Below are 26,085 nucleotides of genomic sequence, written 5' to 3' on the forward strand. Positions count from 1 at the left end.
GGTAGGCATGCGTCGCATCAAATGCGCTTGGATTTCAAAGCGGTCTTAGGCCGCCAGCCTTTGCAAAACGCGTCGCGCGTTTCCATGTATGGGCCGCCAATCAAATCGATGCAATAGGGCACCGCGGCAAACACGCCGTCCACCACTTGTTTGCCATCTGCGTCTTTCAAACCGCCCAAGGTTTCTTGGATGGATTTGGGTTGACCGGGCAAGTTGATGATCAGGCACTCGTCGCGAATCACCGCCACTTGGCGCGACAGGATGGCGGTGGGCACAAACTTCAAACTCACTTGGCGCATTTGTTCGCCAAAGCCCGGCATTTCTTTGTGGGCCACGGCCAAAGTGGCTTCGGGTGTCACATCCCGTTTGGCAGGGCCTGTGCCGCCGGTGGTGAGCACCAAGTTGCAACCGGCATCGACCAGCGCAATCAGGGTTTGGCTGATGGTGGCTTGCTCATCGGGGATGAGGCGCTCGACATAGTCAATCGGGTTGTACAAAGCATGGCCTAGCCAATCGCGCAGGGCGGGCAGGCCTTTGTCTTCGTAGGTGCCGCTGGAGGCGCGGTCGCTGATAGACACAATGCCGACCTTGATGGTGTCGCAACGGGCATCTGGGGTGGGCAAGGTGGTGTCTGTCATGGCTTGGTTTACGGTTTGTAGGTGTCTTCGTCTTCTTCGGGCGTGTGCAACGTGTCTTCCGCGAGGTTGAGCTGCTCTTTGATGAGCTGAAAAATCTCACGGTACGCACGGCTTTGGCGCGGCAACAAACCTTTGGCAATGTCGGCTTTGGTGGTGGCGTCGTCCTTGCGGGCTTGGCGCACCAGTGCGCGCAGCTGTTGGCTGTCGGTGCTGGGGTGTTCGTTCATCCACTCTTGCAAAGTGGCGTCCTCGGCCAGCAGGCGGTCACGCCAGCTTTCGGCCAAGTGCAGGGCCAAGGTGTCTTTGGTGCTGCCCATGCGTTGCTCGTTGAGCGCGTCTTTGACAGCTTCAATCGACTCTTCGCTGAGCTTGCGCATGAGCTTGCCCACGTACTGCATTTGACGGCGCTTACCTTCAAAGTTGGTGATGCGGCGGGCTTCGGCCAGCGCTTCGCGCAGCTGGTCCGTCATGTGACCTTGCGCGTTCAGGCGCTCAATCAGTTCGCCGCGCAGGGTGAGCAACTCGACGCCCAAATCTTGGCGGTCGTCGCTGTCTTTTTTGCGGTCGGTGCGGCTCAGGCCCTCAGTGCCCTTGAGTTCGGCTTTGAGTTCGAGGTCGAGTTCGCTGCCTTCGGCCACAAATTGGCCTCGGACAAAGTAACCTTTTTTGGGTTTACGTGACATAAATTGGGGGGCTTTTAATAGGTCGGTTTGCCCTTCAACACAAAGGACAAACGCAGTGACAAGTATCATAGCCGCCGATATGACCAAAGCCTCCAAAACTCAAGCCTCCTCCCACACGCCTGCCCAAGGTTTCAGCTACAGCCGCGAACACTTCGAGTCGCTGGTCGATGCCGCCTTGAAGCACGCCAAAAAGCTGGGAGCCACCGATGCGGGGGCCGATGCGTCTGAGGGCTGCGGTTTGAGCGTGTCGGTGCGCAAAGGCGAACTCGAAAACGTGGAGCGCAACCGCGACAAATCGCTCGGCGTGACGGTGTACTTGGGCCACCGCCGAGGTAACGCCAGCACCTCGGACTTCTCGCAAGCCGCGATTGAGCGCACCGTGCAAGCGGCCTACGACATTGCCCGCTTCACTGCCGAAGACCCAGTGGCGGGCTTGCCTGACGAAAAAGACATTGCCAAATACCACCCCGATTTGGATTTGTTCCACCCTTGGAACATCACCAGCGCAGACGCGGCCACCCTCGCATTGCGTTGCGAAGCCTCGGCCATGCAAACCGACAAACGTATTACCAACAGCGAAGGCGCGGCGGTGTCGGCGCAGCAAAGCCATTTTTTCAGCGCACACACCCACGGTTTTCGCGGCGGCTATGCCAGCTCGCGCCACACCATTTCGGTGGCCCCCATTGCAGGCAAGGGCGACGGCATGCAGCGCGACGCGTGGTACAGCTCGATGCGTGATGCGAACGAATTGGCCTCGCCTGAGTCTGTCGGTCGCTACGCCGCTGAGCGTGCCTTGAGCCGTTTGAAGTCACGCAAGATTGCCACGATTGAATGCCCTGTGTTGTTTGAAGCGCCTGTGGCTGCAGGCCTGTTGGGCGGCTTTGTGCAAGCCGTGAGCGGTGGTGCGTTGTACCGCAAGAGCACGTTCTTGCTCGACTCGTTAGGCAAACGCGTGTTTCCCAAGCACATCGACATTTCCGAAGACCCGTTTGTCATGCGCGGCAAAGGCAGCTCACCGTTTGACGACGAAGGCGTGACCGTCCGCGCACGTCGCGTGGTGGATGCAGGTCGCGTGGAAGGCTATTTCCTCAGCAGCTACACCGCCCGCAAGCTGGGTATGCCCACCACAGGTAACTCAGGCGGCTCGCACAACTTGGTCATGTCTTCACGCCTCACACAAAGCGCAGATGACTTGGATGCCATGCTGAAAAAGCTAGGCACCGGTTTGTTTGTGATTGAGCTGATGGGACAGGGCGTGAACTACGTGACGGGCGACTACTCACGCGGCGCTAGCGGCTTTTGGGTTGAGAACGGGCGCATTGCTTACCCAGTGCAAGAGATCACCATTGCTGGGAATATGAAAGACATGTTCCAAGGTATCGAGGCCATTGGTTCAGATGCTTACACGATGGGGGCCAAGACGATTGGTTCTGTGCTGATCAATCGCATGAAGGTTGCTGGCAGCTAATTGCTCTGCTCGTTGCGTTTTGGTTTTGTAGTTTGCTGAGGCGCGAATGCGGTGTGGCGTAACTGCCCTAGCCCCGTCAACAGTAAGAGCAGGGGAGTTCCTCCCCCTCAGTCGCAACAGTCAGCGAAGGGAAGCCAAACCTTAGCCCGCCAATGCCGACTTCACAGCAGCAGACACCAGCCCCATGTCAGCCTTGCCCGCCAACTGCGCCTTCACAGCACCCATGACCTTGCCCATGTCGCCAGGGCCTGCAGCACCCACTTCAGCCACGATGGCCTTCACGGCAGCTGTGATTTCGTCGGCGCTCAATCGCTGAGGCAAGTACACCTCTAGCACTTTCATTTCGGCGCTTTCGATGTCAGCCAAGTCTTGGCGCTGGGCTGACACATAAGCGGCCACTGAGTCTTTGCGTTGCTTGATGAGCTTGTCCACGATGGCAATCACCATGGCGTCGTCCAGCTCCACGCGCTCGTCGACTTCTTTTTGCTTCATCGCGGCTTGCAGCAAGCGGATGGTGCCCAAGCGCACGCTGTCTTTGGCGCGCATGGCGGTTTTCATGTCTTCGGTGATTTGTGCTTTGAGGCTCATGGTGCATTCCTAGGGAGAGAAGTCAATCGAAAAAAAAGCCCGCTGAGGCGTCCCTAGCGAGCTTTTTTGGGGCAGAGGCTGCTTAGTACAGCTTCTTGGGCAACTGCATGCTGCGGATGCGCTTGTAGTTACGTTTCACGGCTGCTGCTTTTTTGCGTTTACGTTCAGCGGTTGGCTTCTCGTAGAACTCGCGAGCGCGCAAGTCGGTCAACAGACCCAATTTTTCAATGGTGCGCTTGAAGCGACGCAGAGCGACGTCAAACGGTTCGTTTTCTTTTACACGGATGGTGGTCATTACCAAAATTTCCAATTATTTGCAGTCAGAGGGTGCCTAGGAAGATCGTGCCTGAGCGCCGTGCCTGCGGTGTTCCCCAACATTAAGTTGATCAGGCCGTTGGGGATTTGCCAGCAAAGACGAAAATTATAGCGACTAAACAGCCGGTTTTAAGCGCGTACCCAAGGCTTTTGCGCAGGCATGTCCGCTAGACCATGCCCATTGGAAGTTGTAGCCGCCCAGCCAACCCGTGATGTCCACCACTTCGCCAATGAAATACAGGCCCGGTTGCTTGGATTCCATGGTTTGTTGCGACAAATCGCGGGTATCGACGCCGCCCACAGTGACCTCGGCCTTTTTGTAGCCCTCGGTCCCCGTGGGGGTGAGGGGCCAAGCGCTCAGGCGCTGGGCCAAGAGGTTCAGGGCTTTGTCGCTGGCCTCAATCACGGGGCGCTGCCACGCGGGGTCTTGGCTGGCCCACGTATCAGCCAAGCGAGAGGGCACCCAAGCGTTGAGTTCGTTGGCGATGAGTTTTTTAGAGTGCTGTTTGGCTGCCATCAACGCTTCTTGCAGGTCGACCTCAGGAGCGAGGTTGATGCGTATGTCAGTGCCTACTTGCCAATAGCTGGAGATTTGCAGCACGCCTGGGCCGGACAAGCCTCGGTGGGTGAAGAGCAAATCTTCGTCAAAGCCTTGCAGGGTTTTCTTGGTGCCGGTTTCAATACGCACCGGCAGCGAGAGGCCCGAGAGTTGGGCATAGGGTGCCCAAGCTTTGTCGTCAAAGGTGAGGGGTACGAGACCTGGTCGGGGTTCGACCACGCGCAGGTTGAATTGCTTGGCCAATCGGTAGCCAATGTCGGTCGCGCCAATTTTGGGGATGGACAAGCCGCCGGTGGCCACCACCACAGCCCCGGCGTGTACTGTGCCTTGGCCCGTATCGACCTCGTAGCGTTGCGCTTCGGGGACGGCATCCGAGTAGCGAATGTCTTTGAGGCTGCAGGGCTGCCAGCGCGTGACGCTGCCGCCGCTGGCTGACCCGTTGCATTCGGCCAAGAGCATTTGAATCAGGTCTTCCGCCGAGCGGTCGCAAAACAGCTGGCCTTTGTGCTTTTCGTGAAACGGGATGTGGTGCTTTTGCATGAGCGCCACAAAGTTTTGCGGCGTGTAACGCGACAGGGCGCTGCGGCAGAACTGCGGGTTGTCGCCCAAGAAGTGTTTGTGCGGTGCGCGCACGTCCAGCTCGCGGTTGGTGAAGTTGCTGCGACCACCGCCAGAGATACGAATTTTTTCGGCCACCTTTTCACTGTGGTCCAGCACCAGCACCTGCAACCCTTGTTGTGCGGCCACGCCTGCACAAAACAAACCGGCAGCACCGGCGCCCACAATCACAACGTCAAACGATTTCATGCAGGGAGTTTAGTGGGGGACTTAGCCCGCAGAGGCTTGCAGTTCAGCCCCGCCTTCCATCGCCAACAACCCCTTGAACACATCACCAATCACGATCACAGATGGGCTGGCCAATTCTTCACGGACGATGGTGTCATGTAACAGCTGCAACTCACACACCACATGGCGCTGTGTAGGCAAGCTCACTTGGTGAATCACGGCCACGGGTGTGTCAGCACGCATGCTTTGTAGCAGAGCCGCTTGCAACTGCGCTGCGCCGCTCACGCCCATGTAAATCACCAAAGTGAGTTTGGCTTGTTGCGCGGTTTGGCCCAATGCGACCCAGTCCACGCTATCGGCTGCGCCTTGTTTGGCGTGGCCAGTGATGAACAGCACGCCATGCGCGTGTTCGCGGTGGGTGAGGGGGATGCCCAACGAGGTCACGCCCGCCAAGCCAGAGGTGATGCCATTGATGACGGTCACGGCAATGCCTTGTGCTTGTAGGTGTTCCACCTCTTCGCCACCACGGCCAAAGATGAAGGGGTCGCCACCCTTGAGGCGCACCACGGTTTCGCCAGCCAGCGCTTCTTGCGCCATGAGCTTTTCAATGAAGGCTTGTGGGGTGGATTTGCAACCCCCGCGCTTGCCTACATAAATGATGCGTGCGGTTGTCGAGGCATGTGCGGTGATGGCGTCGCTGACCAAATCGTCTACCAACAACACGGTGGCCGAGGCAATGGCCTTGACGGCTTTGAGCGTCAGCAGCTCAGGGTCGCCCGGTCCTGCACCGACCAAAGTCACCTGGGGTTGATGTGTGTGTGTCATGGTCAAAGGCTCAAGGCTTTCAGCACCGCTTGAACTTGCGCAGCCAATGGCGCGGGCACGGGCAATTCGCCTTTGAGCACAGCCTGTGTGTAGCGCGCGGTGCTGGCGGCGTCGATGTCGGTGGGCAGCTCTGGCAGTTTGATGAGCGAACCTGCTTGTGCCTCGACCAAAGGTGTGCGCGTGCCGCGCACAAACGCGGCCATTTGCGGGGTGCGGCGTGCATCGGCCACCACTTCGCCCTCGGTGCCGCGCAGCAGCAGGGCGCGTGCGCCGGTGAGTTCAAACGTGGCGGCCATGGAGATGGCGTATTCAGGGTGGGTGTAGCTGCTGACCAGCAAGGCGTTCGCTTCTGTGGTGGGGTTCATCAGCTTTACTAAGCTGTGTGCTGGGTTGCGCAGGCCCACCACGCGGCGTACATCCAGCAAGCGCTTCAACCCCGGGCAAAGTACCTCGGTGGGGGCGAACACCACTTCGCCAGCTTGCACCGCGCACGCTTGGTCTAAGGCGGTCACGCCCATGGCACTCAACACCTCTTGGCTGGTGATGCGGCTGGATTCTGTGGCTGTGCCGTGCATGACGACGGCCAAGCCCTCACGTACCAACAGGTGTGCCAGCAAGGCCGTCAGCACTGGCAGCTTGCGTGCGCCGTTGTAGCTGGGCAGCACCACGACAGGACTGGATGCGCTGATGTGCTGCAAGCGGGCATGTGTGGCATCTAAAAAACCAGCCATTTCTTCAGCCGTTTCACCTTTGATGCGCATGGCGATGCAGAAGGCGCCCAGCTCTAAATCGCTCACGTTGCCGTCGAGGATTTGGCCCATCAAATCTGTGGCTTGTGCTCGGTCAAGCGCGCGAGCACCATCTCTGCCGCGTCCGATGTCTTTGATGTAGTGACTGATACTCATACTGCGATTGTCTCGCAGGCTTGATAACTTATGGCTATATGGTCAATTCATGTGGGGCGACCACGCGCGGGTCAAGCGAACTGGTTGAGCAAGAGCCCGCTGAGTTTGTCTGGGCGGTGCACATCATGCGGAATTTGGTTGTATTCGATTTTTCGCAAAACTTCACCAGAGCGTTCATCGGTCACGACGACATTGAGGGTTTTATGCACACTGTCAAAGGCAAACGACAGCGCGACCGTGCTGGGCGAGCGAACGGCAGTGGCGGGCGGCTGCACAGTTGGGGCCGCGCTTGGAAGCGATGGTGGGCCGTTGATCACGGCGTCATCCAGATGCGCCAGTGCGGTTGGGAGCAGTGACAGGTGTGACATAGGCGGTTCTTTTTCAGCGTTTACACCTGAACTATCGGCCCACGGACGCGTTAGATTAGTGACATGCCGGTCATCCCCCAATTGATGACGGAGATGTCATTTGGGGCTTTCTTTGAAATTGAACTTATCCATTCAAAATGAAATCAATACAAAAACAAAGGATGGTTGATTTGAAAGTTTTGCTGATTGAAGACGAGGCGAAGATTGCCGAGTTCGTTATCAAAGGTTTGTCAGCTGCTGGCTATGAGGTGACGCACATGGATGATGGTGAGCGAGGCTTGGCGGCTGTGCTTGCCGGCGCACATGATTTAGTGATCTTGGATGTGATGTTGCCCAAGCTCAACGGTTTTGATGTGCTTCATCAAGTGAGAGAAGCGGGGCACGCAACGCCTGTGATTATTTTGAGCGCCAAAGTCGATTTGCCGGACCGTTTGATGGGGTTTGAGATGGGCGCCGATGATTATTTGCCCAAGCCGTTCTTCGTTGAGGAGCTGGTAGCGCGTATCAAGGCAGTGATGCAGCGCAAGATGCCCGAGCAAGTGCAGCAAATTTCAGTCAGCCATTTGACGCTGGATGTGGTCAGCCACAAGGTGCAATGGTTTGGCGTGACCGCAGTGCTGAGCCAGCGTGAGTTCAGTTTGCTGGCGTTTTTGATGCGCTCACCGGGGCATATTTTTTCGCGACAACAAATTCTCAAACATGTCTGGGAAATCAACTTTGACCCAGAAACCAATGTGGTCGATGTGTGCGTGCGCCGCATCAAGCGAAAGCTTGAGCGAGGCAGCGGTGGGCATACGTCTCCGATTGAGTCTGTGCGTGGCGTGGGTTACCGATTGCGGGTCGAGGCATAAGGCATGAAAAGATCATTCAAGGCGCGTTTGTTCCTGCACGTAGTTTTGATCACCGTCGTGGTGATCTGGGCAAACCGTGTCATTGCGCAGTATTTTTTAACCGACCAGTTGCAGACGCGCATCCATCAAGAAATGGGCGTTGCATTGACCACTTGCGCAGACCATTTTGAAAACCATGGTGCGTTTGTGAACTGTTTCAAGGCGATTGAAAAGGGTAGCTTGTTTAGCAATGCTTCAGACTTTTATGTCTTGTGTGACAGAGCTAAAAGTGCCGCCAAGTCAGGTGTCATGCCTGCGTGTCAATCGCTGTTGGCAAATGATGATTTTTGGCAAAGTACGGCCGTGTCGAGTCATGGCGATTTGGTGCTGTCCCATGGTTGGGTGGGGGGGCAGGATTGGTATGCCGTTCGATTTAAGAATCGGGTGCAAGGACCTGAGGTTTGGCTGGAGGGGAATCAAATTGATGCGCTGATGCAGCGCGTGTGGGCGCTGCGCGATCGCAACACCATCTACGTTTTGCCCGCGATGCTGGGCATGCTCTTGTTGCTCACGCTTTACTTGACCCGTGTGATGATGCGTCCGATCACCTTGATTCAAAACAACATGTCAAAGCTGACGGCGAGCACCCTTGACCAGTCAATCGCTTTGCAGGCACCTTTCAAAGAGTTTGAAAAATTGGTGCAAGTGTTTGATGACTTACGAATTCGTTTGAATGACAGCTTCACCAAAGCGCGTCGGTTTGCGGCTGATGCCTCGCACGAGTTGCGCACGCCCCTCACCATTTTGAGAGGCAATGTGGAGCGTTTGATTCACGATTTGCCCATGGGTTCAGATGCCCAAATTCGCATGCGAAGCATGAGCGATGAAGTCGAGCGCTTGATTGAAATTACCGAAAAACTCTTGCTGCTTTCGCGTGCAGATGCCAACAGCTTGAAGCAAGACTTGACCGATGTGAATTTGAGTGAGTTGCTCGAACAGTTGATCAAGGATGCGCATTCGTTTCAATCAAGTTTGAAAATCACAGGTGCTATTACGCCGGGTGTGATTTGGCGTTGCGACAAAACCTTGATACGCCAGTTGGTGCAAAACTTGTACGCCAATGCCGTGAACTACAACCGAGTGCCTGGATGGGTTCATTTCAGCCTGACGCAGTCACAAGGGCGTTTTCAGCTGATGGTTGAGAACCCCGCTGCAGGGATTCCCGATGATCTAAGTGATCGGGCGTTTGATCGCTTCTACCGAGGTGATGCGTCTCATACGCGTCAAATTGATGGCTTGGGCTTGGGTTTGAGTATTTGCTTAGAAATTGCCAAGCTGCACAAAGCCACCTTGTCCTTGACGGCAACTGATAAGCAAACGGTCGTAGCGACTTTGTCTGCTCCTTTATAGCGCATCACGCCGGCGCTAGTTTGATGACCAAGGCGTCATCTGGCGGGCCTATGACGGAGTTGTCACCCAGAAGTTTACCAGGGTGATTACCGTGGCGTATGGCCGTCGCAAACCTCAAATCTGATCTTTTAGAAACGCTCAAAAGTGATGCTGAGGTGGCTGCGCTTGACGGTGGCGAGCAGATTTTTTTGACGCCTTACCTGGCACTCGCATGCGGCTTGCTCTACATGATGGCTTCTGATGGGGAGCTGGAGGCGCAAGAGAGCAGCCAGCTTCAGGCGGTGCTTGGCGGAGACAAGGCGGTACTCAGCTATGCCTTGCGCTATGTGCAGTCCGTTCCTGTCGAGCAGTTTTTTGCCACCGCCTCTGAAATGTTGAGCGTCAAAGACAAGTGGTGCATCCTGACCAACGTCTGCGACGCATTGCTGGCTGATGGACACGCGGACCGCGCAGAGCTGGCACTCTTTGCGCAGATGACCAAGGCCTTTGGTGTACACGAGTCGCAGTTTGAGTCGTATTTCAAAATACTAGAACTCAAAAACGACAAATCGGTTTTAGGTCGATACGCTGGGGTGAAGGACGATCGGCGGCCAATGACACCTCACTTCGCTTTGGCGATTGCGCTGCTTTATATGCTGACCTCCGATGGCTCGATTGGGGCTCAAGAGGTAGGGCAATTAGAGGCGGCCATTGGTGAGTTCGATGGCTTGCAAAACGTGGCCCTCAAATACGTGCGTTCCGTGAAGTTGAAGCAGTTCTTGGACGAAGCTGCGGCTATGTTGAAGCCTGAGCAAAAAATTTATATTCTGACCAACGTTTGCGACTCGATGCTGTCGGATGGTGAGGTCGCGAATTTGGAAGACAAGCTCTTCTTGAATATGCTGACCGCATTTGGTTATACAGAAAAAACGTTTGCACGCTATTTGCAAGTTCTGGAAACTAAGAATTTCAAACCCTTTGACACCAGCGCATTCAAGAATCGTGTAACCCATGAACGCGTCACTGGTGTGGATGATGCGGATGGCGTCTTATTCAAAAATGAATTGGCAGAGGCGGCCAACCAGGGCGTGTGGGTTGGCTCGGCAGCCAATACAGAGATGAGCCAGTTCATCGCGCGCACCATGGATGACAACATCCAAAGTGTGTCGGATGATTTTGAAAACCAAGGCAATGTGGTCAAAGTCGGGCAGAACGCGACGGACGGTTTGAATCTGCAAAAAATCGGTGACGGGGACAGTGCAGCGAACCGTCAACGCGCGGGGGAGAGTGACCCCGCTGACAATTTACAAAAAGTAGAGGCGTCCGCATCTGAAGCCAATCGACAAACCATCGACGGTGCAGTCTCCATCGCAAACCACCAGTTGATTGGCAGTGATGGCACTGGCGTCAATCTGCAAGCGATAGATGTTGATGCGGATGGCACGCACCGAGAAGCCATTTCGCCTGAAGTTCGTGCGCAAAACATTCAAGTGGTGGCGGAGGAGGTCAATCACAGGCTTGACCGCTTTGAAGTGGCCCATTCCCAGTTTTTACAGATCGGGCGGACTCAGAAGTTCACGAATGCATTTGTGCCAATCGAACATGATGCGTCAGATCTCAATCGCCAATTGGTGGATGAGTCGTTCGCCAGGATGGGGCTTGGGGGGGCGTTGGTGGACACATCATCTGCAGTCCTGTCTGTGCCCGAGTCCGAGGCTGCGGGAGCGCCGGCGTTAGCGTCTCAAGACGCTGCTGTGGTCCCTGCAGGTTCGGTAGCCAAAGCCGCGCCACCTTTGCCGCAAAAAGACCCGTCGGCTGCGCGTACCAATCGCAGAAGCGCCGCCACGAAAGAGCATCGATTCGGGCAGGCGGGCTTGGGTTTGTACCGCGGGCGAGGCTTTGCTTATGTTCAGCTGGCCGTGGCTGCTTTTGCCGTTGCCTTTGCCGCACCGATTGACATGCGAACAGCGCTGGGGCGTTCGGCTACGGGGCCTTTGATCATGATGCCCACCTTGGTGCCTGGGGCAAACGAGCGTCGCCACGTGCTGGAGTCTGAGTTGTCTTCTGCACAGGGAGAGGCGCAGGCGATGGCTCGGTGAGGTGATGCGGGGCACGGTGCAGCGCTGACCGCATAAACTCACGGCCTATGTTGATCCTCGGTATCGAATCCTCTTGCGACGAAACAGGTGTGGCGCTGGTCCGTTCAGACGGGCAGGCTTTGCCCACACTGTTGTCGCACGCCCTTTACAGCCAAGTGGCCATGCATGTGGCCTATGGCGGCGTGGTACCTGAACTAGCCAGCCGAGACCACATTCGCCGCGTGATTCCGCTGGCACGCGAGGTCATGGCCGAGGCCCAACGTACGTTGCAAGATGTGGATGTGGTGGCTTACACCCGTGGCCCTGGCTTGGCGGGTGCGTTGCTGGTGGGGGCGGGCGTGGCCTGCGCTTTAGGTGCCGCCTTGAACAAGCCCGTCTTGGGTGTGCATCACTTAGAGGGCCATTTGCTGTCACCGTTTTTGAGTGAAGACCCGCCCGAGTTTCCATTCGTGGCCTTGTTGGTGTCTGGTGGCCATACGCAGCTCATGCGCGTGGACGGCGTTGGCCGCTACGAATTGCTAGGCGAAACCATTGATGACGCCGCAGGTGAGGCTTTTGACAAGTCAGCCAAGCTGATGGGCTTGGGCTATCCCGGTGGCCCGGCGCTCTCGAAATTGGCCGAGCAGGGTGACCCTGCGGCTTTCAAGCTGCCGCGCCCCTTGCTGCACAGCGGCAATCTAGATTTTTCGTTCGCAGGCCTGAAAACCGCGGTGATGACCCAGGCCAAAAAGCTGGGTGGTGACTTGGAAGTCCGAAAAGCCGATTTGGCGGCGTCTACCGAGGCCGCCATTGTCGAAGTTTTGTTGAAAAAATCGCTCACGGCCTTGCGCGAAACCGGCCTGAAGCGCTTGGTGGTGGCGGGCGGTGTTGGCGCTAACCGGCATTTGCGCGAGCAGCTCAATGCGGCTTGCAAGCGCCAAAGTGTGCGGGTGCATTACCCCGAGCTGCACTTGTGCACCGACAACGGCGCCATGATCGCCATGGCGGCGGCCATGCGGCTGCAAAGCGGCGAGGGCGGCATGGCGCAAGCTCAGCCTCGCTACAGCTTTGACGTCAAACCCCGCTGGCCGCTGGCGGAATTGGCCTAATTCGCTGCGCCCAAGCCCAAGACGGCTGCGCCTGCTATACTCTGCGGGCTTTACCTTTTGGGGTAAGCAAAGCACGTTGCACCAACTTCCACGGTGCAACGCAAGTCAAATATTTAAGGAAAAAACCATGTTGACAGCAAAAATTGCTGAAGTCGTTAAAGACAACGCACGCGCCGCCGGCGATACAGGTAGTCCCGAAGTCCAAGTGGCTTTGTTGACTGCTCGTATCAACGAACTCACACCTCACTTCAAACAACACGCCAAAGACCACCACGGTCGTCGCGGTTTGTTGCGCATGGTGAGCCGTCGTCGTAAATTGCTCGACTACCTCAAGTCGAAAAACTTTGACCGTTACGCTGCTCTGATCGCCAAGCTTGGCCTGCGCAAGTAATCGTTAAATTTCTAACGACAAACGCCTGAGTTTTCAACAAGCTCAGGCGTTTTGCACTTTTAAACACACTTCTTCATCACCGGCAAGACAACGAGGCGCAGATTCGAAAGCTGTGTCATTCCAAAAAAGCACCCCCTTTTCTGGAATGGCATCGTGTGCTGCACCGGGGCCTGCCAAATTTCATTAGGAAAAACACATGTCAATTTTCAACAAAGTTACCAAGACATTCCAATGGGGCCAACACACGGTCACCATGGAAACCGGCGAAGTGGCTCGCCAAGCTGGCGGCGCTGTGCTCGTCAACATGGACGACACCGTGGTGCTCGCCACCGTCGTGGGTTCGAAGATCGCCAAAGCTGGCCAAGACTTCTTCCCCTTGACCGTTGACTACATCGAGAAAACCTACGCTGCAGGCAAGATCCCTGGCAGCTTCTTCAAGCGCGAAGCCAAGCCCAGCGAACACGAGACATTGACCAGCCGTCTGATCGACCGCCCCATCCGTCCTTTGTTCCCAGAAGGTTTCTACAACGACGTGCACGTGGTGATTCACACTGTGTCATTGAACCCAGAAGTCGATGCTGACATCGCTGCTTTGATCGCTGTGTCTGCTGCTTTGAGTATTTCAGGCATTCCTTTCAACGGCCCTATCGGTGCCGCTCGCGTGGGTTACATCAATGGCGAATACGTCTTGAACCCAGGCCAAACACAACGCAAAGACAGCCAGATGGACCTCGTGGTCGCTGGTACCGAAGCGGCTGTGTTGATGGTGGAATCTGAAGCCCAACAGTTGTCAGAAGAAATCATGTTGGGTGCTGTGGTGTTCGGTCACGAGCAAGGCAACATCGCGATCAACGCCATCCATGAATTGGTGCGCGACGCTGGCAAGCCAGCTTGGGATTGGTCTGCACCTGTCAAGGACGAGCCACTGATCGCCAAGGTCAAAGCCCAAGCCGAAGACAAGCTGCGCGCTGCCTACCAAATTCGCAACAAGCAATCACGTACGCACGCTTGCCGTGAAGCTTACGGCGCTGTGATGGCGGGTTTGAAGGCCGATGGCGTTGAGTTTGATTCGGTCAAAGTCGAAAACATGTTGTTCGACATCGAAGCGCACATCGTTCGCAGCCAAATCTTGGCAGGCGAGCCCCGCATCGACGGTCGCGATACACGCACTGTGCGTCCTATCGAAATTCGCAACAGTGTGTTGCCACGCACCCACGGTTCTGCTTTGTTCACACGCGGCGAAACCCAAGCTTTGGTGGTCACTACTTTGGGTACCGAGCGCGACGCACAACGCATCGACGCCTTGGCTGGTGAGTACGAAGACCGCTTCATGATGCACTACAACATGCCTCCGTTCGCCACTGGCGAAGTGGGCCGCATGGGTTCTACAAAACGCCGCGAAATCGGCCACGGCCGTTTGGCCAAGCGTGCTTTGGTGGCTGTGTTGCCAACCAAAGAAGAGTTCCCATACACCATGCGCGTGGTGTCTGAAATCACGGAATCCAACGGCTCTTCATCGATGGCTTCGGTCTGCGGTGGCTGCTTGTCCATGATGGACGCTGGCGTGCCTATGAAAGCACACGTGGCCGGTATTGCCATGGGCTTGATCAAAGACGGTAACCGCTTTGCTGTGTTGACCGACATCTTGGGTGACGAAGATCACTTGGGCGATATGGACTTCAAAGTGGCCGGTACCACCAACGGTATTACCGCTTTGCAAATGGACATCAAGATCCAAGGTATCACCAAGGAAATCATGCAAGTCGCATTGGCTCAAGCCAAAGAAGCGCGCATGCATATCTTGGACAAGATGCAAGCCGCCATGGGCGAAGCCAAGACCGAAGTGTCTGACTTTGCACCTAAGTTGTTCACCATGAAGATCAACCCCGAGAAGATCCGTGACGTGATCGGTAAAGGCGGCGCCACCATCCGTGCGTTGACCGAAGAAACCGGCACACAAATCAACATCGAAGAAGACGGCACCATCACCATCGCTGCGACTGACGGCGCTAAGGCTGAAGAAGCGAAGCGTCGCATCGAAGAGATCACGGCTGAAGTCGAAATCGGCAAAGTCTATGAAGGCCCCATCACCAAGTTGTTGGACTTCGGTGCCTTGGTCAACTTGTTGCCAGGCAAAGACGGTTTGTTGCACATCAGCCAAATCGCCCACGAACGCGTTGAGAAAGTCACCGACTACCTCAGCGAAGGTCAAATCGTGCGCGTCAAAGTGCTCGAGACGGACGAAAAAGGTCGCGTGAAGTTGTCGATGAAAGCTTTGATCGACCGCCCACAAGCTGACCACGCGCACGACGCAGCCCCACAAGCCTAATTCAGGTTTGAGAGGCGGTCGCGCACATGATGCACATCGTTGAAATCACCACGCCCGGCGCCCCTGAGGTGCTGCGCGTGGCCCAGCGGCCCGTGCCGCTGGCGGGTGAGGGGGAATTGCTGATTCGTGTCAGCGCCAGTGGCGTCAACCGCCCTGACGTGCTGCAGCGAACCGGCAATTACCCCGTGCCCGCTGGCGCATCGGATGTGCCGGGCCTTGAGGTGGCAGGTGTCATTGAATCAGGCGATGTGGCTGCGATGGCTGCTGCGGGTCTGAGCGTGGGTGACCGTGTGTGTGCCTTGGTGGCCGGTGGTGGCTATGCGCAGTATTGCGTGGCGCCTGTGGCGCAGTGTTTGCCAGTGCCCAAAGGGTTGAGTGATGTGGAAGCAGCTTCGTTACCTGAGACATTCTTTACTGTTTGGAGCAATGTGTTTGACCGTGCGCATTTGCAAGCGGGAGAAACATTGCTCGTGCAGGGGGGCTCTAGCGGCATTGGTGTGACGGCGATTCAAATGGCCAAGGCCATGGGAGCCACTGTCATCGTCACTGCGGGTAGCGACGACAAGTGTGCTGCGTGCGTGGCGCTGGGTGCCGACCATGCGATCAACTACAAAACCCACGACTTTGCGGCCGAGGCCAAGCGCCTGACCGGTGGCAAAGGTGTGGATGTGGTGCTCGACATGGTGGCTGGCGACTATGTGGCACGTGAAGTGGAATGCTTGGCAGAGGATGGCCGTTTGGTCATCATCGCGTTGCAAGGTGGTACCAAGAGCAGCTTCAACGCTGGTTTGGTGCTGCGCCGTCGTTTGAGCATCACGGGTTCGACCTTGCGTCCACGCTCGGTGGCTTTCAAAGCGGCGATTGCACGTAATTTGCGCGAGCATGTGTGGCCGTTGATCGAAGCCGGGCGCATCAAGTCTGTGATTCACGCCACATTTGAGGCGGCTTCTGCCGATGGTGCTGCCAATGCACACCGTTTGATGGAGTCCAATCAACACATTGGCAAGATTGTTTTGACTTGGAGTAAGTGATGAAACAAAAACTTATTGCGGGCAATTGGAAGATGAATGGCAGCCTGGCTGCCAACGAAGCTTTGGTGCACGGTGTGCAGCAGGGCTTGGCGCAAGCCTTGGGTGGTAAACACGCCCAGGTCGCGGTGTGTGTGCCTGCGGCGTATTTGTCGCAAGTACAGCAGTTGGTCAAAGGCTCGGGCATTGACTTGGGTTCACAAGATGTGTCGGCGCACGAGCAGGGCGCTTACACAGGTGAAATTTCGGCTGCGATGCTGAAAGACTTTGCGGTGCGTTACGCCATCGTCGGTCATTCAGAGCGTCGCCAATACCACGGTGAAACCGATGAGCAAGTGGCGCACAAAGCGCAACATGCTTTGTCAGCGGGCATCACGCCCATCGTGTGTGTGGGCGAGACTTTGGCTGAGCGTGAGGCTGGCAAAACCGAAGAAGTGGTCAAGCGACAATTGGCCGCTGTGATTCACACCAACGGCCATTGCATCAGCGAAATCGTGGTGGCTTACGAGCCAGTCTGGGCCATTGGTACAGGTAAAACGGCCTCGCCCGAGCAAGCGCAAGCCGTGCATGCTGTGTTGCGTGCGCAGCTCAAAGCGGCGACCGAGCATTCTGAGCGCGTGCACATTCTGTACGGTGGCAGCATGAACGCGGCCAATGCGACTGAATTGCTGGCGCAACCCGACATTGATGGCGGCCTGATTGGTGGCGCTGCCCTCAAGCCTGCAGATTTCTTAACCATCATCGCTGCTGCGGCACGTTGAAATTAATACATTTTTCGGAGTTTTTATGAGTTTGATTTTGAATATCGTTCAAGTGGTTCAGTTGTTGGCTGCATTGGGCATGATTGGTTTGATCTTGGTTCAGCACGGCAAAGGTGCGGACATGGGCGCTGCTTTCGGCAGTGGCAGCTCTGGCAGCTTGTTTGGTGCCAGCGGTGGTGCTAACTTTATGTCGCGCACGACGGGTGTGTTGGCTGCTGTTTTCTTTGTCTGTACATTGGCTTTGGCTTACTTTGGTAACTTGCGTCCTGTCAGCTCTGGCAGCGTGCTCGAAGGTGCTGTGGTTGCCCCTGCGCCAGTGGCCGAAGTGCCTGCCTCTGGTGCGGCGCAAATCCCCACCAAGTAATCGCAAAACCTTCACGCTTCAGAGCGAATGGGGCCCTTTTTCGGGGTAAACTCTGAGGCTGTTCAGGAAGCGTTATCCCTCTTCGCTTTTGTAGAACAAACAACCCAAAGCCGTCGTGGTGAAATTGGTAGACACGCTATCTTGAGGTGGTAGTGGCGAAAGCTGTGCGAGTTCGAGTCTCGCCGACGGCACCATCCAAAAAAAGTCTGCTGTAACTCTGGTGTCAACCAGTTACGGCAGACTTCGCAGACTAAAAACCAGATAGTCAGACCGCGAGATTGAGATGAGCTTAGAACAATACCTTCCCGTCCTCTTATTCATCCTTGTGGGCCTTGGCGTGGGGGTTGCTCCCCAAGCGATCGGCTTTTTCTTAGGCCCACGCCGTCCTGATCCGGCTAAAAACTCTCCTTACGAATGCGGCTTCGAAGCGTTTGAAGACGCGCGCATGAAGTTTGACGTGCGCTACTACTTGATTGCCATCCTCTTCATCTTGTTTGATTTGGAAATCGCATTTTTGTTCCCTTGGGCCGTGGCGCTCAAGGAAATTGGTTTCATTGGCTTCATCGACATGATGATCTTCCTTGCCATCCTCGTTGCAGGCTTTGCCTACATGTGGATCAAGGGCGCCATCGATTGGGAGTAACCCAATCGGCTCTCTGTCCTATTGGGAATAAGGAATAACTATGTCACTTGAAGGCGTTTTCAAAGAAGGCTTCATCACCACGTCGTATGACTCGGTGGTGAATTGGGCCAAAACGGGCTCGTTGTGGCCCATGACATTCGGCTTGGCTTGCTGCGCGGTGGAAATGATGCATGCGGGTGCTGCCCGTTATGACATCGACCGTTTCGGCATGTTGTTCCGTCCAAGTCCCCGTCAGTCCGATCTGATGATTGTGGCTGGCACCTTGTGCAACAAAATGGCCCCCGCTTTGCGTAAGGTGTACGACCAGATGTCTGAGCCACGTTGGGTGTTGTCCATGGGTTCATGCGCCAACGGCGGTGGTTACTACCACTACAGCTACTCGGTGGTGCGCGGTTGTGACCGCGTCGTGCCTGTGGATGTGTACGTGCCAGGCTGCCCGCCCACGGCTGAGGCTTTGTTGTACGGCATCTTGCAGTTGCAAAGCAAGATCCGCCGCGAAAACACCATCGCACGCTAATTGCACATTGCGTAGGAAAGACAAATGAGCCATTCCATTCAAACGCTTGAAGCGGCCTTGCACGACGTGCTGGGCAGCAAAGTCAAGCTTCTCGAATCCGCTTTGGGCGAGTTGACCTTGACGGTCTCTGCGGCCGATTACCACGGTGTGTGCCAAACCCTGCGCGACGATGCGCGTCTGGGTTTTGAGCAGTTGATGGACCTGTGTGGTCTGGACTACTCGGGCTACAAAGACGGAGCCCATTCCAAATTCACCGATGGCCCCCGCTTTGCGGTGGTGAGCCATTTGTTGTCGGTGACTCACAACTGGCGCCTGCGCGTGCGCGTGTTCGCTGTGAGCGAAGACGTGCCTGTGGTTGCTTCCGTCAACGACTTGTGGAACTCTGCCAACTGGTTCGAGCGCGAAGCGTTTGACTTGTTCGGCATCGTGTTCGAAGGTCACCTCGACTTGCGTCGTTTGTTGACCGATTACGGCTTTGTGGGTCATCCCTTCCGTAAAGATTTTCCAACCTCGGGTCACGTGGAAATGCGCTACGACGCCGAGCAAAAACGTGTGGTGTACCAACCCGTCACCATCGAGCCGCGCGAAATCACACCGCGCATCATTCGTGAAGACAACTACGGCGGTACGCACTGACCATGGCTGATATCAAGAACTACACCCTGAACTTGGGCCCTCAACATCCCGCAGCACACGGCGTGCTGCGTTTGGTGTTGGAACTCGACGGCGAAGTGGTCCAACGTGCCGACCCACACATCGGTTTGTTGCACCGCGCTACTGAGAAGCTGGCCGAGAGCAAAACCTATATCCAATCGTTGCCCTACATGGACCGTCTCGACTACGTGTCCATGATGTGCAACGAGCACGCTTACTGCTTGGCCATCGAAAAAATGATGGGCATCGAAGTGCCTGAGCGTGCGCAGTACATCCGTGTGATGTATTCCGAAATCACCCGTTTGCTCAACCACTTGTTGTGGCTGGGCTGCCATGGTTTCGACTGTGGCGCGATGAACATCTTGATTTACTGCTTCCGCGAACGTGAAGACTTGTTCGACATGTACGAAGCGGTGTCGGGTGCGCGCATGCACGCGGCTTACTTCCGTCCAGGCGGCGTGTATCGCGACCTGCCAGACAGCATGCCTCAGTACAAGGCCAGCAAAGTGCGCAACGCCAAGTCGGTGGCACGTTTGAACGAAGGCCGTTCAGGTTCTTTGCTCGACTTCATCGACGATTTCACACAACGCTTCCCCAAGTTGGTGGACGAGTACGAAACCCTGTTGACTGAAAACCGCATTTGGAAACAACGCACGGTCGGTATCGGCGTGGTCACGCCAGAGCGTGCGAAAAATCTCGGTTTCTCGGGTGCGATGTTGCGTGGCTCAGGCATCGCTTGGGATTTGCGTAAGCACCAGCCTTATGACGTGTATGACCGCATGGACTTTGACATCCCTGTGGGTAAAACCGGCGATTGCTACGACCGTTATTTGGTGCGTGTCGAAGAGATGCGTCAGTCCAACCGCATCATCAAACAGTGCGTGGACTGGTTGCGCGCCAATCCAGGCCCTGTCATCACTGACAACCACAAGGTGGCCGCGCCTAGCCGTGAAGGCATGAAGTCCAACATGGAAGAGTTGATCCACCACTTCAAGCTCTTCACAGAAGGCTTCCATGTGCCCGAAGGCGAGGCTTATGCCGCCGTTGAACATCCCAAAGGTGAGTTTGGTATCTACCTCGTGAGCGATGGTGCCAACAAACCTTACCGTATGAAGATTCGCGCCCCTGGTTTTGCCCACTTGGCAGCCATGGATGAAATGGCGCGCGGCCACATGATCGCTGACACCGTCGCGGTCATTGGCACCATGGACATTGTGTTCGGGGAAATTGACCGATGAGTTCTGTAAACACCCACCACAGCGCACCGCTGTCGGCCGAGACCCACGCGCGTTTTGTGCGTGAAGTTGCCAAATACCCAGACGATCAGAAGCAATCTGCCGTCATGGCTTGCTTGTCGATTGCGCAGCAAGAACAGGGCTTTGTCAGCGCCGAAAGCGAGCGCGTGATTGCTGAGTTGCTCGGCATGGCCCCCATGGCTGTGCACGAAGTGACCACCTTCTACAACATGTACAACCAACAACCGGTTGGCAAGTTCAAGATCAACGTGTGTACCAACCTGCCTTGCCAGTTGCGCAACGGGCAGGGCGCTTTGATGCACTTGGTGAAGACCTTGGGTATTGAAGTCGGCGAAACCACCGCAGATGGCATGTTCACCGTGCAACCTGGCGAATGCATGGGCGCTTGCGCCGATGCGCCTGTGTTGTTGGTGAACGACCGCACCATGTGCAGCTACATGAGCGACGACAAGATCGACCAAATGGTCGCAGGCTTGCGCGCGGTGAAGGAATAAGCATGACTACCTCTAGCCAAGCTTTACAAGTTCTCTCCCAATTCCAAACGACCGCAGTGGAAACATGTTTCCACGACCGTCACATCGGCCCCCAAATTTTGGCTGGCTTGAACGGTAACAACTGGTCGTTGCAAGACTACGTCGCACGCGGTGGCTACCAAGCTCTGCGCAAGATCTTGACCACAGGCATGACGCAAGACGAAGTCATCGCCACTGTCAAAGAATCAGGTTTGCGCGGTCGTGGCGGTGCGGGCTTCCCCACAGGTTTGAAGTGGAGCTTCATGCCTCGTCAGTTCCCAGGTCAAAAATACCTGGTCTGTAACTCGGACGAGGGCGAGCCCGGTACGTGCAAAGACCGCGAGATCTTGCAGCACAACCCCCACATCGTGATTGAAGGTATGGCCATCGCCGCTTTTGCCATGGGCATCAGCGTGGGTTACAACTACATCCACGGCGAAATCTTCCAAACTTACGAGCGTTTTGAAGCAGCCCTCGAGGAAGCCCGCGCAGCAGGCTTCTTGGGTGACAACATCTTGGGCTCCACGTTCAGCTTCCAGTTGCACGCCGCCCACGGGTTTGGTGCTTACATCTGCGGCGAAGAAACCGCTTTGTTGGAGTCGCTCGAAGGTAAAAAAGGCCAACCTCGTTTCAAGCCACCGTTCCCTGCGAGCTTTGGTTTGTACGGCAAGCCCACCACCATCAACAACACCGAAACATTCGCAGCGGTGCCTTGGATCATCAACAACGGTGGTCAGGCTTACCTCGAATGCGGCAAGCCCAACAACGGCGGCACCAAGATCTTCTCGGTCAGCGGTGACGTCGAGCGGCCTGGCAACTACGAAATCCCGATGGGCACACCGTTCTCCAAATTGTTGGAGTTGGCCGGTGGCGTTCGCAAAGGTCGCAAGCTGAAAGCTGTGATTCCTGGCGGTTCGTCTTCGCCGGTGTTGCCTGCCGACATCATCATGGACTGCACCATGGACTACGACAGCATCGCCAAAGCGGGTTCGATGTTGGGTTCAGGTGCGGTGATCGTGTTGGACGACTCGCGCTGCATGGTCAAGAGCCTGCAACGTTTGAGCTACTTCTACATGCACGAGTCATGCGGCCAATGCACACCTTGCCGTGAAGGCACGGGATGGTTGTGGCGCATGGTCGACCGCATTGAGCGTGGTGAAGGCCGCGAAAGCGACTTGGCATTGCTCGACAACGTGGCAGAGAACATCATGGGCCGCACGATTTGCGCCCTCGGAGACGCAGCAGCCATGCCCGTGCGCGGCATGATCAAGCACTTCCGCCATGAGTTTGAACACCACATCACGCACAAGACCTGCACGGTCTCTGCCTACGTTTGACACGGATAAGTGCCATGATTGAAATCGAACTCGACGGTAAAAAGATTGACGTCCAAGAAGGCTGCATGATCATGCACGCAGCTGAAAAGGCCGGCACCTATATTCCGCACTTCTGCTATCACAAGAAACTCAGCATCGCGGCCAACTGCCGCATGTGCTTGGTCGATGTGGAGAAAGCTCCTAAGCCTATGCCTGCTTGCGCTACGCCCGTGACGCAAGGCATGATTGTTCGCACCAAGAGCGACAAAGCCATTAAGGCTCAACAATCGGTGATGGAGTTCTTGCTCATCAACCACCCTCTGGATTGCCCTATTTGCGACCAAGGCGGTGAGTGCCAGTTGCAGGACTTGGCTGTGGGTTACGGCGGTTCTACTTCACGTTACGAAGAAGAAAAGCGTGTCGTGAACCCCAAGGACGTCGGTCCTTTGGTGAGCATGCAAGAGATGAGCCGTTGTATCCAATGCACACGCTGCGTGCGTTTTGGTCAAGAAGTGGCCGGCATCATGGAGCTGGGTATGTCCCACCGTGGTGAACACGCTCAGATTGAAACCTTCGTGGGTCAATCGGTCGACTCCGAGCTCTCAGGCAACATGATCGACATCTGCCCCGTGGGCGCGTTGACCAGCAAGCCATTCCGTTACAGCGCACGTACTTGGGAATTGAGCCGTCGCAAGTCGGTCAGCCCACACGATGCGACCGGCGCCAACTTGGTCGTTCAAGTCAAGAACAACAAAGTCATGCGCGTCGTGCCTTTGGAAAACGAAGACGTCAACGAATGCTGGATTGCTGACCGCGACCGTTTCAGCTACGAAGCTTTGGACAGTGCAGACCGCTTGACCAAGCCCATGCTCAAGCAAGGCGGCGAGTGGAAAGAAGTCGATTGGCAAACAGCCCTCGAATACGTGGCCAACGGCTTGCAAGGCGTCAAAGCCCAGCACGGCCCACAAGCCATCGGCACGTTGGGAAGCCCACACAGCACAGCTGAAGAGTTGTACTTGGCCGCAGCGCTGACGCGCGGCTTGGGTAGCCAAAACATCGACACACGTTTGCGCGCTGCAGACTTCCAGCACGACGGCAAAGCCCGTTGGTTGGGTACTTCTGTGGCGTCTCTCACCACGCTGCAACGCGTCTTGGTGATTGGCTCGAACGTGCGCAAAGACCAGCCTTTGTTGGCCCAACGTCTGCGCCAAGCTGTGCGCAACGGTGGCAAGGTCAACGCCTTGAACGCACAAGCCTACGACTGGGCCATGCCTGTGGCCAACACCTTGGTGGCAGATGCTGCCAACTGGGTGCAAGCCTTGGCTGACATCGCAGCGGCTGTGGGGGCTATCACGGGTGCTGCTGCACCTGTGGCGGGCAACGCCAACAGTGCTGAAGCACAAGCCATCGCCAAGTCATTGACCGGCGGCGAACGCAAAGCTATTTTGTTGGGCAACGCAGCGGCGCATCACGCCAAAGCATCGAGCTTGCTCAGCTTGGCCAACTGGATCGGCGCACAAACCAGCGCAACCGTGGGTTACCTCGGTGAAGCTGCCAACACCGTGGGCGCTCAAGTGGTGGGCGCCTTGCCAAAAGCGGGCGGTCAAAACGCCGGTCAAATGTTGGCAGGTGGTTTGAAGGCGGTGGTGTTGCTGAACACCGAACCCGCTTTCGACGCTGCCAACGGTGCAGCTGCCGCACAAGCCATCGGCCAAGCCGAAATGGTGGTCACCTTGTCTCCCTTCAAGGCCAACATGGACATCAGCGATGTGCTGCTGCCCATCTCGCCCTTCACTGAGACTGCGGGTACGTTCATCAACACCGAAGGTCGCGCACAAAGTTTCCACGGTGTGGTCAAGCCTTTGGGCGAAGCACGTCCTGCATGGAAAGTTTTGCGCGTGTTGGGCTCCATGCTCCACGTACCTGGCTTCGAATTCGAGACCATCGAAGAAGTCCGTGCCCAAGCGATTCCTGCTGATGTGCAAGCCTTGCTCTCCAATGCATGCACAGCCAGCGTGGACGTGAGCCCAGTTGCTGGTCAGCCAGCCTCTGCGGCGATTTACCAACTCGACAGCTTGGTGCGTCGCGCACCATCGCTGCAACTCACCGCTGATGCGAAGCAACCTGCGGTTGCGGCCCAGTCGCAAGGAGGCCTGTGATGGTTGACAACATTTACAACGCAGGCTTCGGCTTGATGTCTGACGTGTGGTGGACCACACTGGCTTGGCCCGTTCTGTGGGCTTTGCTCAAGATCGTGGCGGTGCTGTTGCCTTTGCTCGGTTGCGTGGCTTACCTGACTTTGTGGGAACGCAAAGCCATTGGTTACACCCAAATCCGTAAAGGCCCCAACCGCACTGGCCCTGGTGGCTTGTTGCAGCCCATCGCTGACGCGCTGAAGTTGCTCACCAAAGAAATCATCATCCCGACTCAAGCGACCACCAGCTTGTTCTTCTTGGGCCCAATCATGACCATCATGCCAGCCTTGGCTGCATGGGCGGTGATTCCTTTTGGTCCTGATGTGGCTTTGGCCAACGTCAACGCTGGCTTGCTGTTCTTGATGGCCATCACCTCGCTTGAGGTGTACGGCGTCATCATCGCGGGTTGGGCGTCTAACTCCAAGTACGCTTTCATTGGTGCCATGCGCGCATCGGCTCAAATGGTGAGCTACGAAATTGCCATGGGCTTTTGCTTCGTGATCGTCTTGATGATCTCGAACAGCTTGAACATGACCGACATCGTCATGGGCCAAGCCAAAGGCATGATGGCTGACAAGGGCTTGGGCTTCTTGTCTTGGAACTGGTTACCTTTGTTCCCCGTGTTCATCATTTACTTCATCTCCGGTTTGGCTGAAACCAACCGTCACCCGTTTGACGTGGTGGAAGGTGAATCCGAAATTGTGGCTGGCCACATGATCGAATACTCGGGCATGTCCTTTGCCATGTTCTTCTTGGCCGAATACGCCAACATGATCTTGGTCTCGATGTTGACCGTGGTGATGTTCTTGGGCGGCTGGTTGTCACCCTTCGACAACGCACTGTTCAACATGATCCCTGGCTGGATTTGGCTTGGCATCAAGACCTTCGTGGTCGTGACCATGTTCTTGTGGGTGCGTGCCACGTTCCCACGTTATCGCTATGACCAAATCATGCGTTTGGGCTGGAAGATCTTCATTCCGCTCACCCTGATCTGGTTGTTGGTGGTGGGTGTTTGGATCCAAACACCTTGGAATATCTGGAACTAAGGCCGGAACTACACCATGACAACGACTACACATTCCGCTCCTTTCTCGTTGCGCGACTTTTTGTCGAGCTTCTTGTTGCTCGAGCTGTTCAAAGGCATGGCCCTCACAGGCAAATACATGTTCTCGCGCAGCATCACCATTCAGTTCCCGGAAGAGAAGACACCTTTGTCTCCACGCTTTCGTGGCCTGCATGCTTTGCGTCGTTATGAAAACGGCGAAGAGCGTTGCATTGCTTGCAAACTCTGCGAAGCCGTGTGCCCAGCGATGGCGATCACCATCGAATCAGACCAGCGCGAAGACGGCAGCCGCCGTACCACCCGCTACGACATCGACTTGACCAAGTGCATCTTCTGCGGTTTCTGCGAAGAAAGCTGCCCCGTTGATTCGATCGTTGAAACACACATCTTTGAGTACCACGGCGAAAAACGCGGTGACCTGTACTTCACCAAAGAAATGTTGTTGGCAGTGGGCGACCGCTACGAACCCGAAATCGCTGCCAACAAAGCAGCTGACGCCAAATACCGTTGAAAGA

The 26,085-nt window shown here is 56.0% G+C and carries 27 protein-coding genes and 1 tRNA gene; 20 read left to right on the forward strand and 8 right to left on the reverse strand.

Going from position 1 to position 26,085, the window contains the following annotated elements; translation table 11 throughout:
• Window positions 1–17 precede the first annotated feature (17 nt).
• Together mog and yjgA are read right to left on the reverse strand one after the other, a co-directional pair.
• Complete coding sequence (mog, locus tag B9Z44_RS11125) at window positions 18–638, reverse strand: molybdopterin adenylyltransferase (protein WP_108359133.1); 621 nt, start codon at window positions 636–638, stop codon at window positions 18–20.
• A gap of 8 nt (window positions 639–646) precedes the next feature.
• Window positions 647–1,321, reverse strand: a complete 675-nt coding sequence (gene yjgA, locus B9Z44_RS11130) for a ribosome biogenesis factor YjgA (RefSeq protein WP_108402470.1) — start codon at window positions 1,319–1,321, stop codon at window positions 647–649.
• Window positions 1,322–1,400: 79 nt separating this feature from the next.
• Between yjgA and pmbA the strand changes: the two genes are divergently transcribed.
• Window positions 1,401–2,789, forward strand: coding sequence for a metalloprotease PmbA (gene pmbA / locus B9Z44_RS11135; protein ID WP_108359131.1), 1,389 nt, complete (start codon window positions 1,401–1,403; stop codon window positions 2,787–2,789).
• Between the two features lie 141 nt (window positions 2,790–2,930).
• On the opposite strand, the gene B9Z44_RS11140 is transcribed toward pmbA, so the two are convergent.
• From B9Z44_RS11140 to B9Z44_RS11165, 6 genes are all read right to left on the reverse strand, one after another.
• On the reverse strand, window positions 2,931–3,377 hold the full coding sequence (locus B9Z44_RS11140) for a GatB/YqeY domain-containing protein (RefSeq protein WP_108359130.1): 447 nt from the start codon (window positions 3,375–3,377) through the stop codon (window positions 2,931–2,933).
• 82 nt (window positions 3,378–3,459) lie between these two features.
• Entirely contained in the window at window positions 3,460–3,672 is a 213-nt protein-coding gene (rpsU, locus tag B9Z44_RS11145; RefSeq protein ID WP_006296472.1) for a 30S ribosomal protein S21, read from the reverse strand.
• A 135-nt stretch (window positions 3,673–3,807) separates the two neighbouring features.
• Complete coding sequence (locus B9Z44_RS11150) at window positions 3,808–5,058, reverse strand: BaiN/RdsA family NAD(P)/FAD-dependent oxidoreductase (protein ID WP_108402471.1); 1,251 nt, start codon at window positions 5,056–5,058, stop codon at window positions 3,808–3,810.
• 21 nt (window positions 5,059–5,079) lie between these two features.
• Window positions 5,080–5,862 (reverse strand): uroporphyrinogen-III C-methyltransferase, encoded by a 783-nt coding sequence (gene cobA / locus B9Z44_RS11155; RefSeq protein ID WP_108402472.1) that lies wholly within the window; start codon window positions 5,860–5,862, stop codon window positions 5,080–5,082.
• Between the two features lie 2 nt (window positions 5,863–5,864).
• Complete coding sequence (gene ybiB, locus B9Z44_RS11160) at window positions 5,865–6,767, reverse strand: DNA-binding protein YbiB (RefSeq protein WP_108402473.1); 903 nt, start codon at window positions 6,765–6,767, stop codon at window positions 5,865–5,867.
• A gap of 71 nt (window positions 6,768–6,838) precedes the next feature.
• A complete protein-coding gene (locus B9Z44_RS11165; RefSeq protein ID WP_108402474.1) occupies window positions 6,839–7,135 on the reverse strand; it encodes a hypothetical protein in 297 nt (98 codons plus the stop codon).
• A 170-nt stretch (window positions 7,136–7,305) separates the two neighbouring features.
• On the opposite strand from B9Z44_RS11165, the gene B9Z44_RS11170 reads away from it, so the two are divergent.
• From B9Z44_RS11170 to nuoI, 19 genes are all read left to right on the forward strand, one after another.
• Window positions 7,306–7,986 (forward strand): response regulator transcription factor, encoded by a 681-nt coding sequence (locus tag B9Z44_RS11170; RefSeq protein WP_108402902.1) that lies wholly within the window; start codon window positions 7,306–7,308, stop codon window positions 7,984–7,986.
• 3 nt (window positions 7,987–7,989) lie between these two features.
• On the forward strand, window positions 7,990–9,375 hold the full coding sequence (locus tag B9Z44_RS11175) for a sensor histidine kinase (protein ID WP_108402475.1): 1,386 nt from the start codon (window positions 7,990–7,992) through the stop codon (window positions 9,373–9,375).
• A 98-nt stretch (window positions 9,376–9,473) separates the two neighbouring features.
• Window positions 9,474–11,453: a tellurite resistance TerB family protein gene (locus B9Z44_RS11180; RefSeq protein ID WP_108402476.1), complete on the forward strand. Its 1,980-nt coding sequence runs from the start codon at window positions 9,474–9,476 to the stop codon at window positions 11,451–11,453.
• Between the two features lie 47 nt (window positions 11,454–11,500).
• Window positions 11,501–12,541 carry a tRNA (adenosine(37)-N6)-threonylcarbamoyltransferase complex transferase subunit TsaD gene (gene tsaD, locus B9Z44_RS11185; RefSeq protein ID WP_108359123.1) on the forward strand — a complete coding sequence of 347 codons (1,041 nt, stop codon included), beginning with the start codon at window positions 11,501–11,503 and terminating at the stop codon, window positions 12,539–12,541.
• Window positions 12,542–12,668: 127 nt separating this feature from the next.
• Entirely contained in the window at window positions 12,669–12,932 is a 264-nt protein-coding gene (gene rpsO / locus B9Z44_RS11190) for a 30S ribosomal protein S15 (RefSeq protein ID WP_104799150.1), read from the forward strand.
• A 196-nt stretch (window positions 12,933–13,128) separates the two neighbouring features.
• On the forward strand, window positions 13,129–15,261 hold the full coding sequence (gene pnp, locus B9Z44_RS11195) for a polyribonucleotide nucleotidyltransferase (protein WP_108402477.1): 2,133 nt from the start codon (window positions 13,129–13,131) through the stop codon (window positions 15,259–15,261).
• Between the two features lie 29 nt (window positions 15,262–15,290).
• Entirely contained in the window at window positions 15,291–16,292 is a 1,002-nt protein-coding gene (locus B9Z44_RS11200) for an NAD(P)H-quinone oxidoreductase (RefSeq protein ID WP_108402903.1), read from the forward strand.
• Entirely contained in the window at window positions 16,292–17,050 is a 759-nt protein-coding gene (gene tpiA, locus B9Z44_RS11205; RefSeq protein ID WP_108359121.1) for a triose-phosphate isomerase, read from the forward strand. The genes B9Z44_RS11200 and tpiA overlap by 1 nt, the downstream gene beginning before the upstream one ends.
• A gap of 25 nt (window positions 17,051–17,075) precedes the next feature.
• Entirely contained in the window at window positions 17,076–17,414 is a 339-nt protein-coding gene (gene secG, locus B9Z44_RS11210; RefSeq protein ID WP_108359120.1) for a preprotein translocase subunit SecG, read from the forward strand.
• 109 nt (window positions 17,415–17,523) lie between these two features.
• Window positions 17,524–17,608: transfer RNA gene (locus B9Z44_RS11215), tRNA-Leu, on the forward strand.
• Window positions 17,609–17,697: 89 nt separating this feature from the next.
• On the forward strand, window positions 17,698–18,057 hold the full coding sequence (locus B9Z44_RS11220; protein WP_108359119.1) for an NADH-quinone oxidoreductase subunit A: 360 nt from the start codon (window positions 17,698–17,700) through the stop codon (window positions 18,055–18,057).
• 40 nt (window positions 18,058–18,097) lie between these two features.
• Complete coding sequence (locus tag B9Z44_RS11225) at window positions 18,098–18,574, forward strand: NuoB/complex I 20 kDa subunit family protein (RefSeq protein WP_100132916.1); 477 nt, start codon at window positions 18,098–18,100, stop codon at window positions 18,572–18,574.
• Window positions 18,575–18,598: 24 nt separating this feature from the next.
• Window positions 18,599–19,210 carry an NADH-quinone oxidoreductase subunit C gene (locus B9Z44_RS11230; RefSeq protein WP_108359118.1) on the forward strand — a complete coding sequence of 204 codons (612 nt, stop codon included), beginning with the start codon at window positions 18,599–18,601 and terminating at the stop codon, window positions 19,208–19,210.
• Between the two features lie 2 nt (window positions 19,211–19,212).
• Window positions 19,213–20,466, forward strand: coding sequence for an NADH-quinone oxidoreductase subunit D (locus B9Z44_RS11235; protein WP_108359117.1), 1,254 nt, complete (start codon window positions 19,213–19,215; stop codon window positions 20,464–20,466).
• A complete protein-coding gene (gene nuoE, locus B9Z44_RS11240) occupies window positions 20,463–20,978 on the forward strand; it encodes an NADH-quinone oxidoreductase subunit NuoE (protein ID WP_108359116.1) in 516 nt (171 codons plus the stop codon). Before B9Z44_RS11235 ends, nuoE begins: the two co-directional genes overlap by 4 nt.
• A gap of 2 nt (window positions 20,979–20,980) precedes the next feature.
• Window positions 20,981–22,333 carry an NADH-quinone oxidoreductase subunit NuoF gene (gene nuoF / locus B9Z44_RS11245; protein ID WP_108359115.1) on the forward strand — a complete coding sequence of 451 codons (1,353 nt, stop codon included), beginning with the start codon at window positions 20,981–20,983 and terminating at the stop codon, window positions 22,331–22,333.
• A 14-nt stretch (window positions 22,334–22,347) separates the two neighbouring features.
• Window positions 22,348–24,471: an NADH-quinone oxidoreductase subunit NuoG gene (nuoG, locus tag B9Z44_RS11250; protein ID WP_108402478.1), complete on the forward strand. Its 2,124-nt coding sequence runs from the start codon at window positions 22,348–22,350 to the stop codon at window positions 24,469–24,471.
• Window positions 24,471–25,553 carry an NADH-quinone oxidoreductase subunit NuoH gene (gene nuoH / locus B9Z44_RS11255; RefSeq protein ID WP_108359113.1) on the forward strand — a complete coding sequence of 361 codons (1,083 nt, stop codon included), beginning with the start codon at window positions 24,471–24,473 and terminating at the stop codon, window positions 25,551–25,553. Before nuoG ends, nuoH begins: the two co-directional genes overlap by 1 nt.
• 15 nt (window positions 25,554–25,568) lie before the next feature.
• Window positions 25,569–26,081 (forward strand): NADH-quinone oxidoreductase subunit NuoI, encoded by a 513-nt coding sequence (gene nuoI, locus B9Z44_RS11260; protein WP_108359112.1) that lies wholly within the window; start codon window positions 25,569–25,571, stop codon window positions 26,079–26,081.
• Window positions 26,082–26,085: the final 4 nt, after the last annotated feature.

The sequence above is a fragment of the Limnohabitans curvus genome (assembly GCF_003063475.1).
In the GTDB taxonomy this organism is placed as follows: domain Bacteria; phylum Pseudomonadota; class Gammaproteobacteria; order Burkholderiales; family Burkholderiaceae_C; genus Limnohabitans; species Limnohabitans curvus.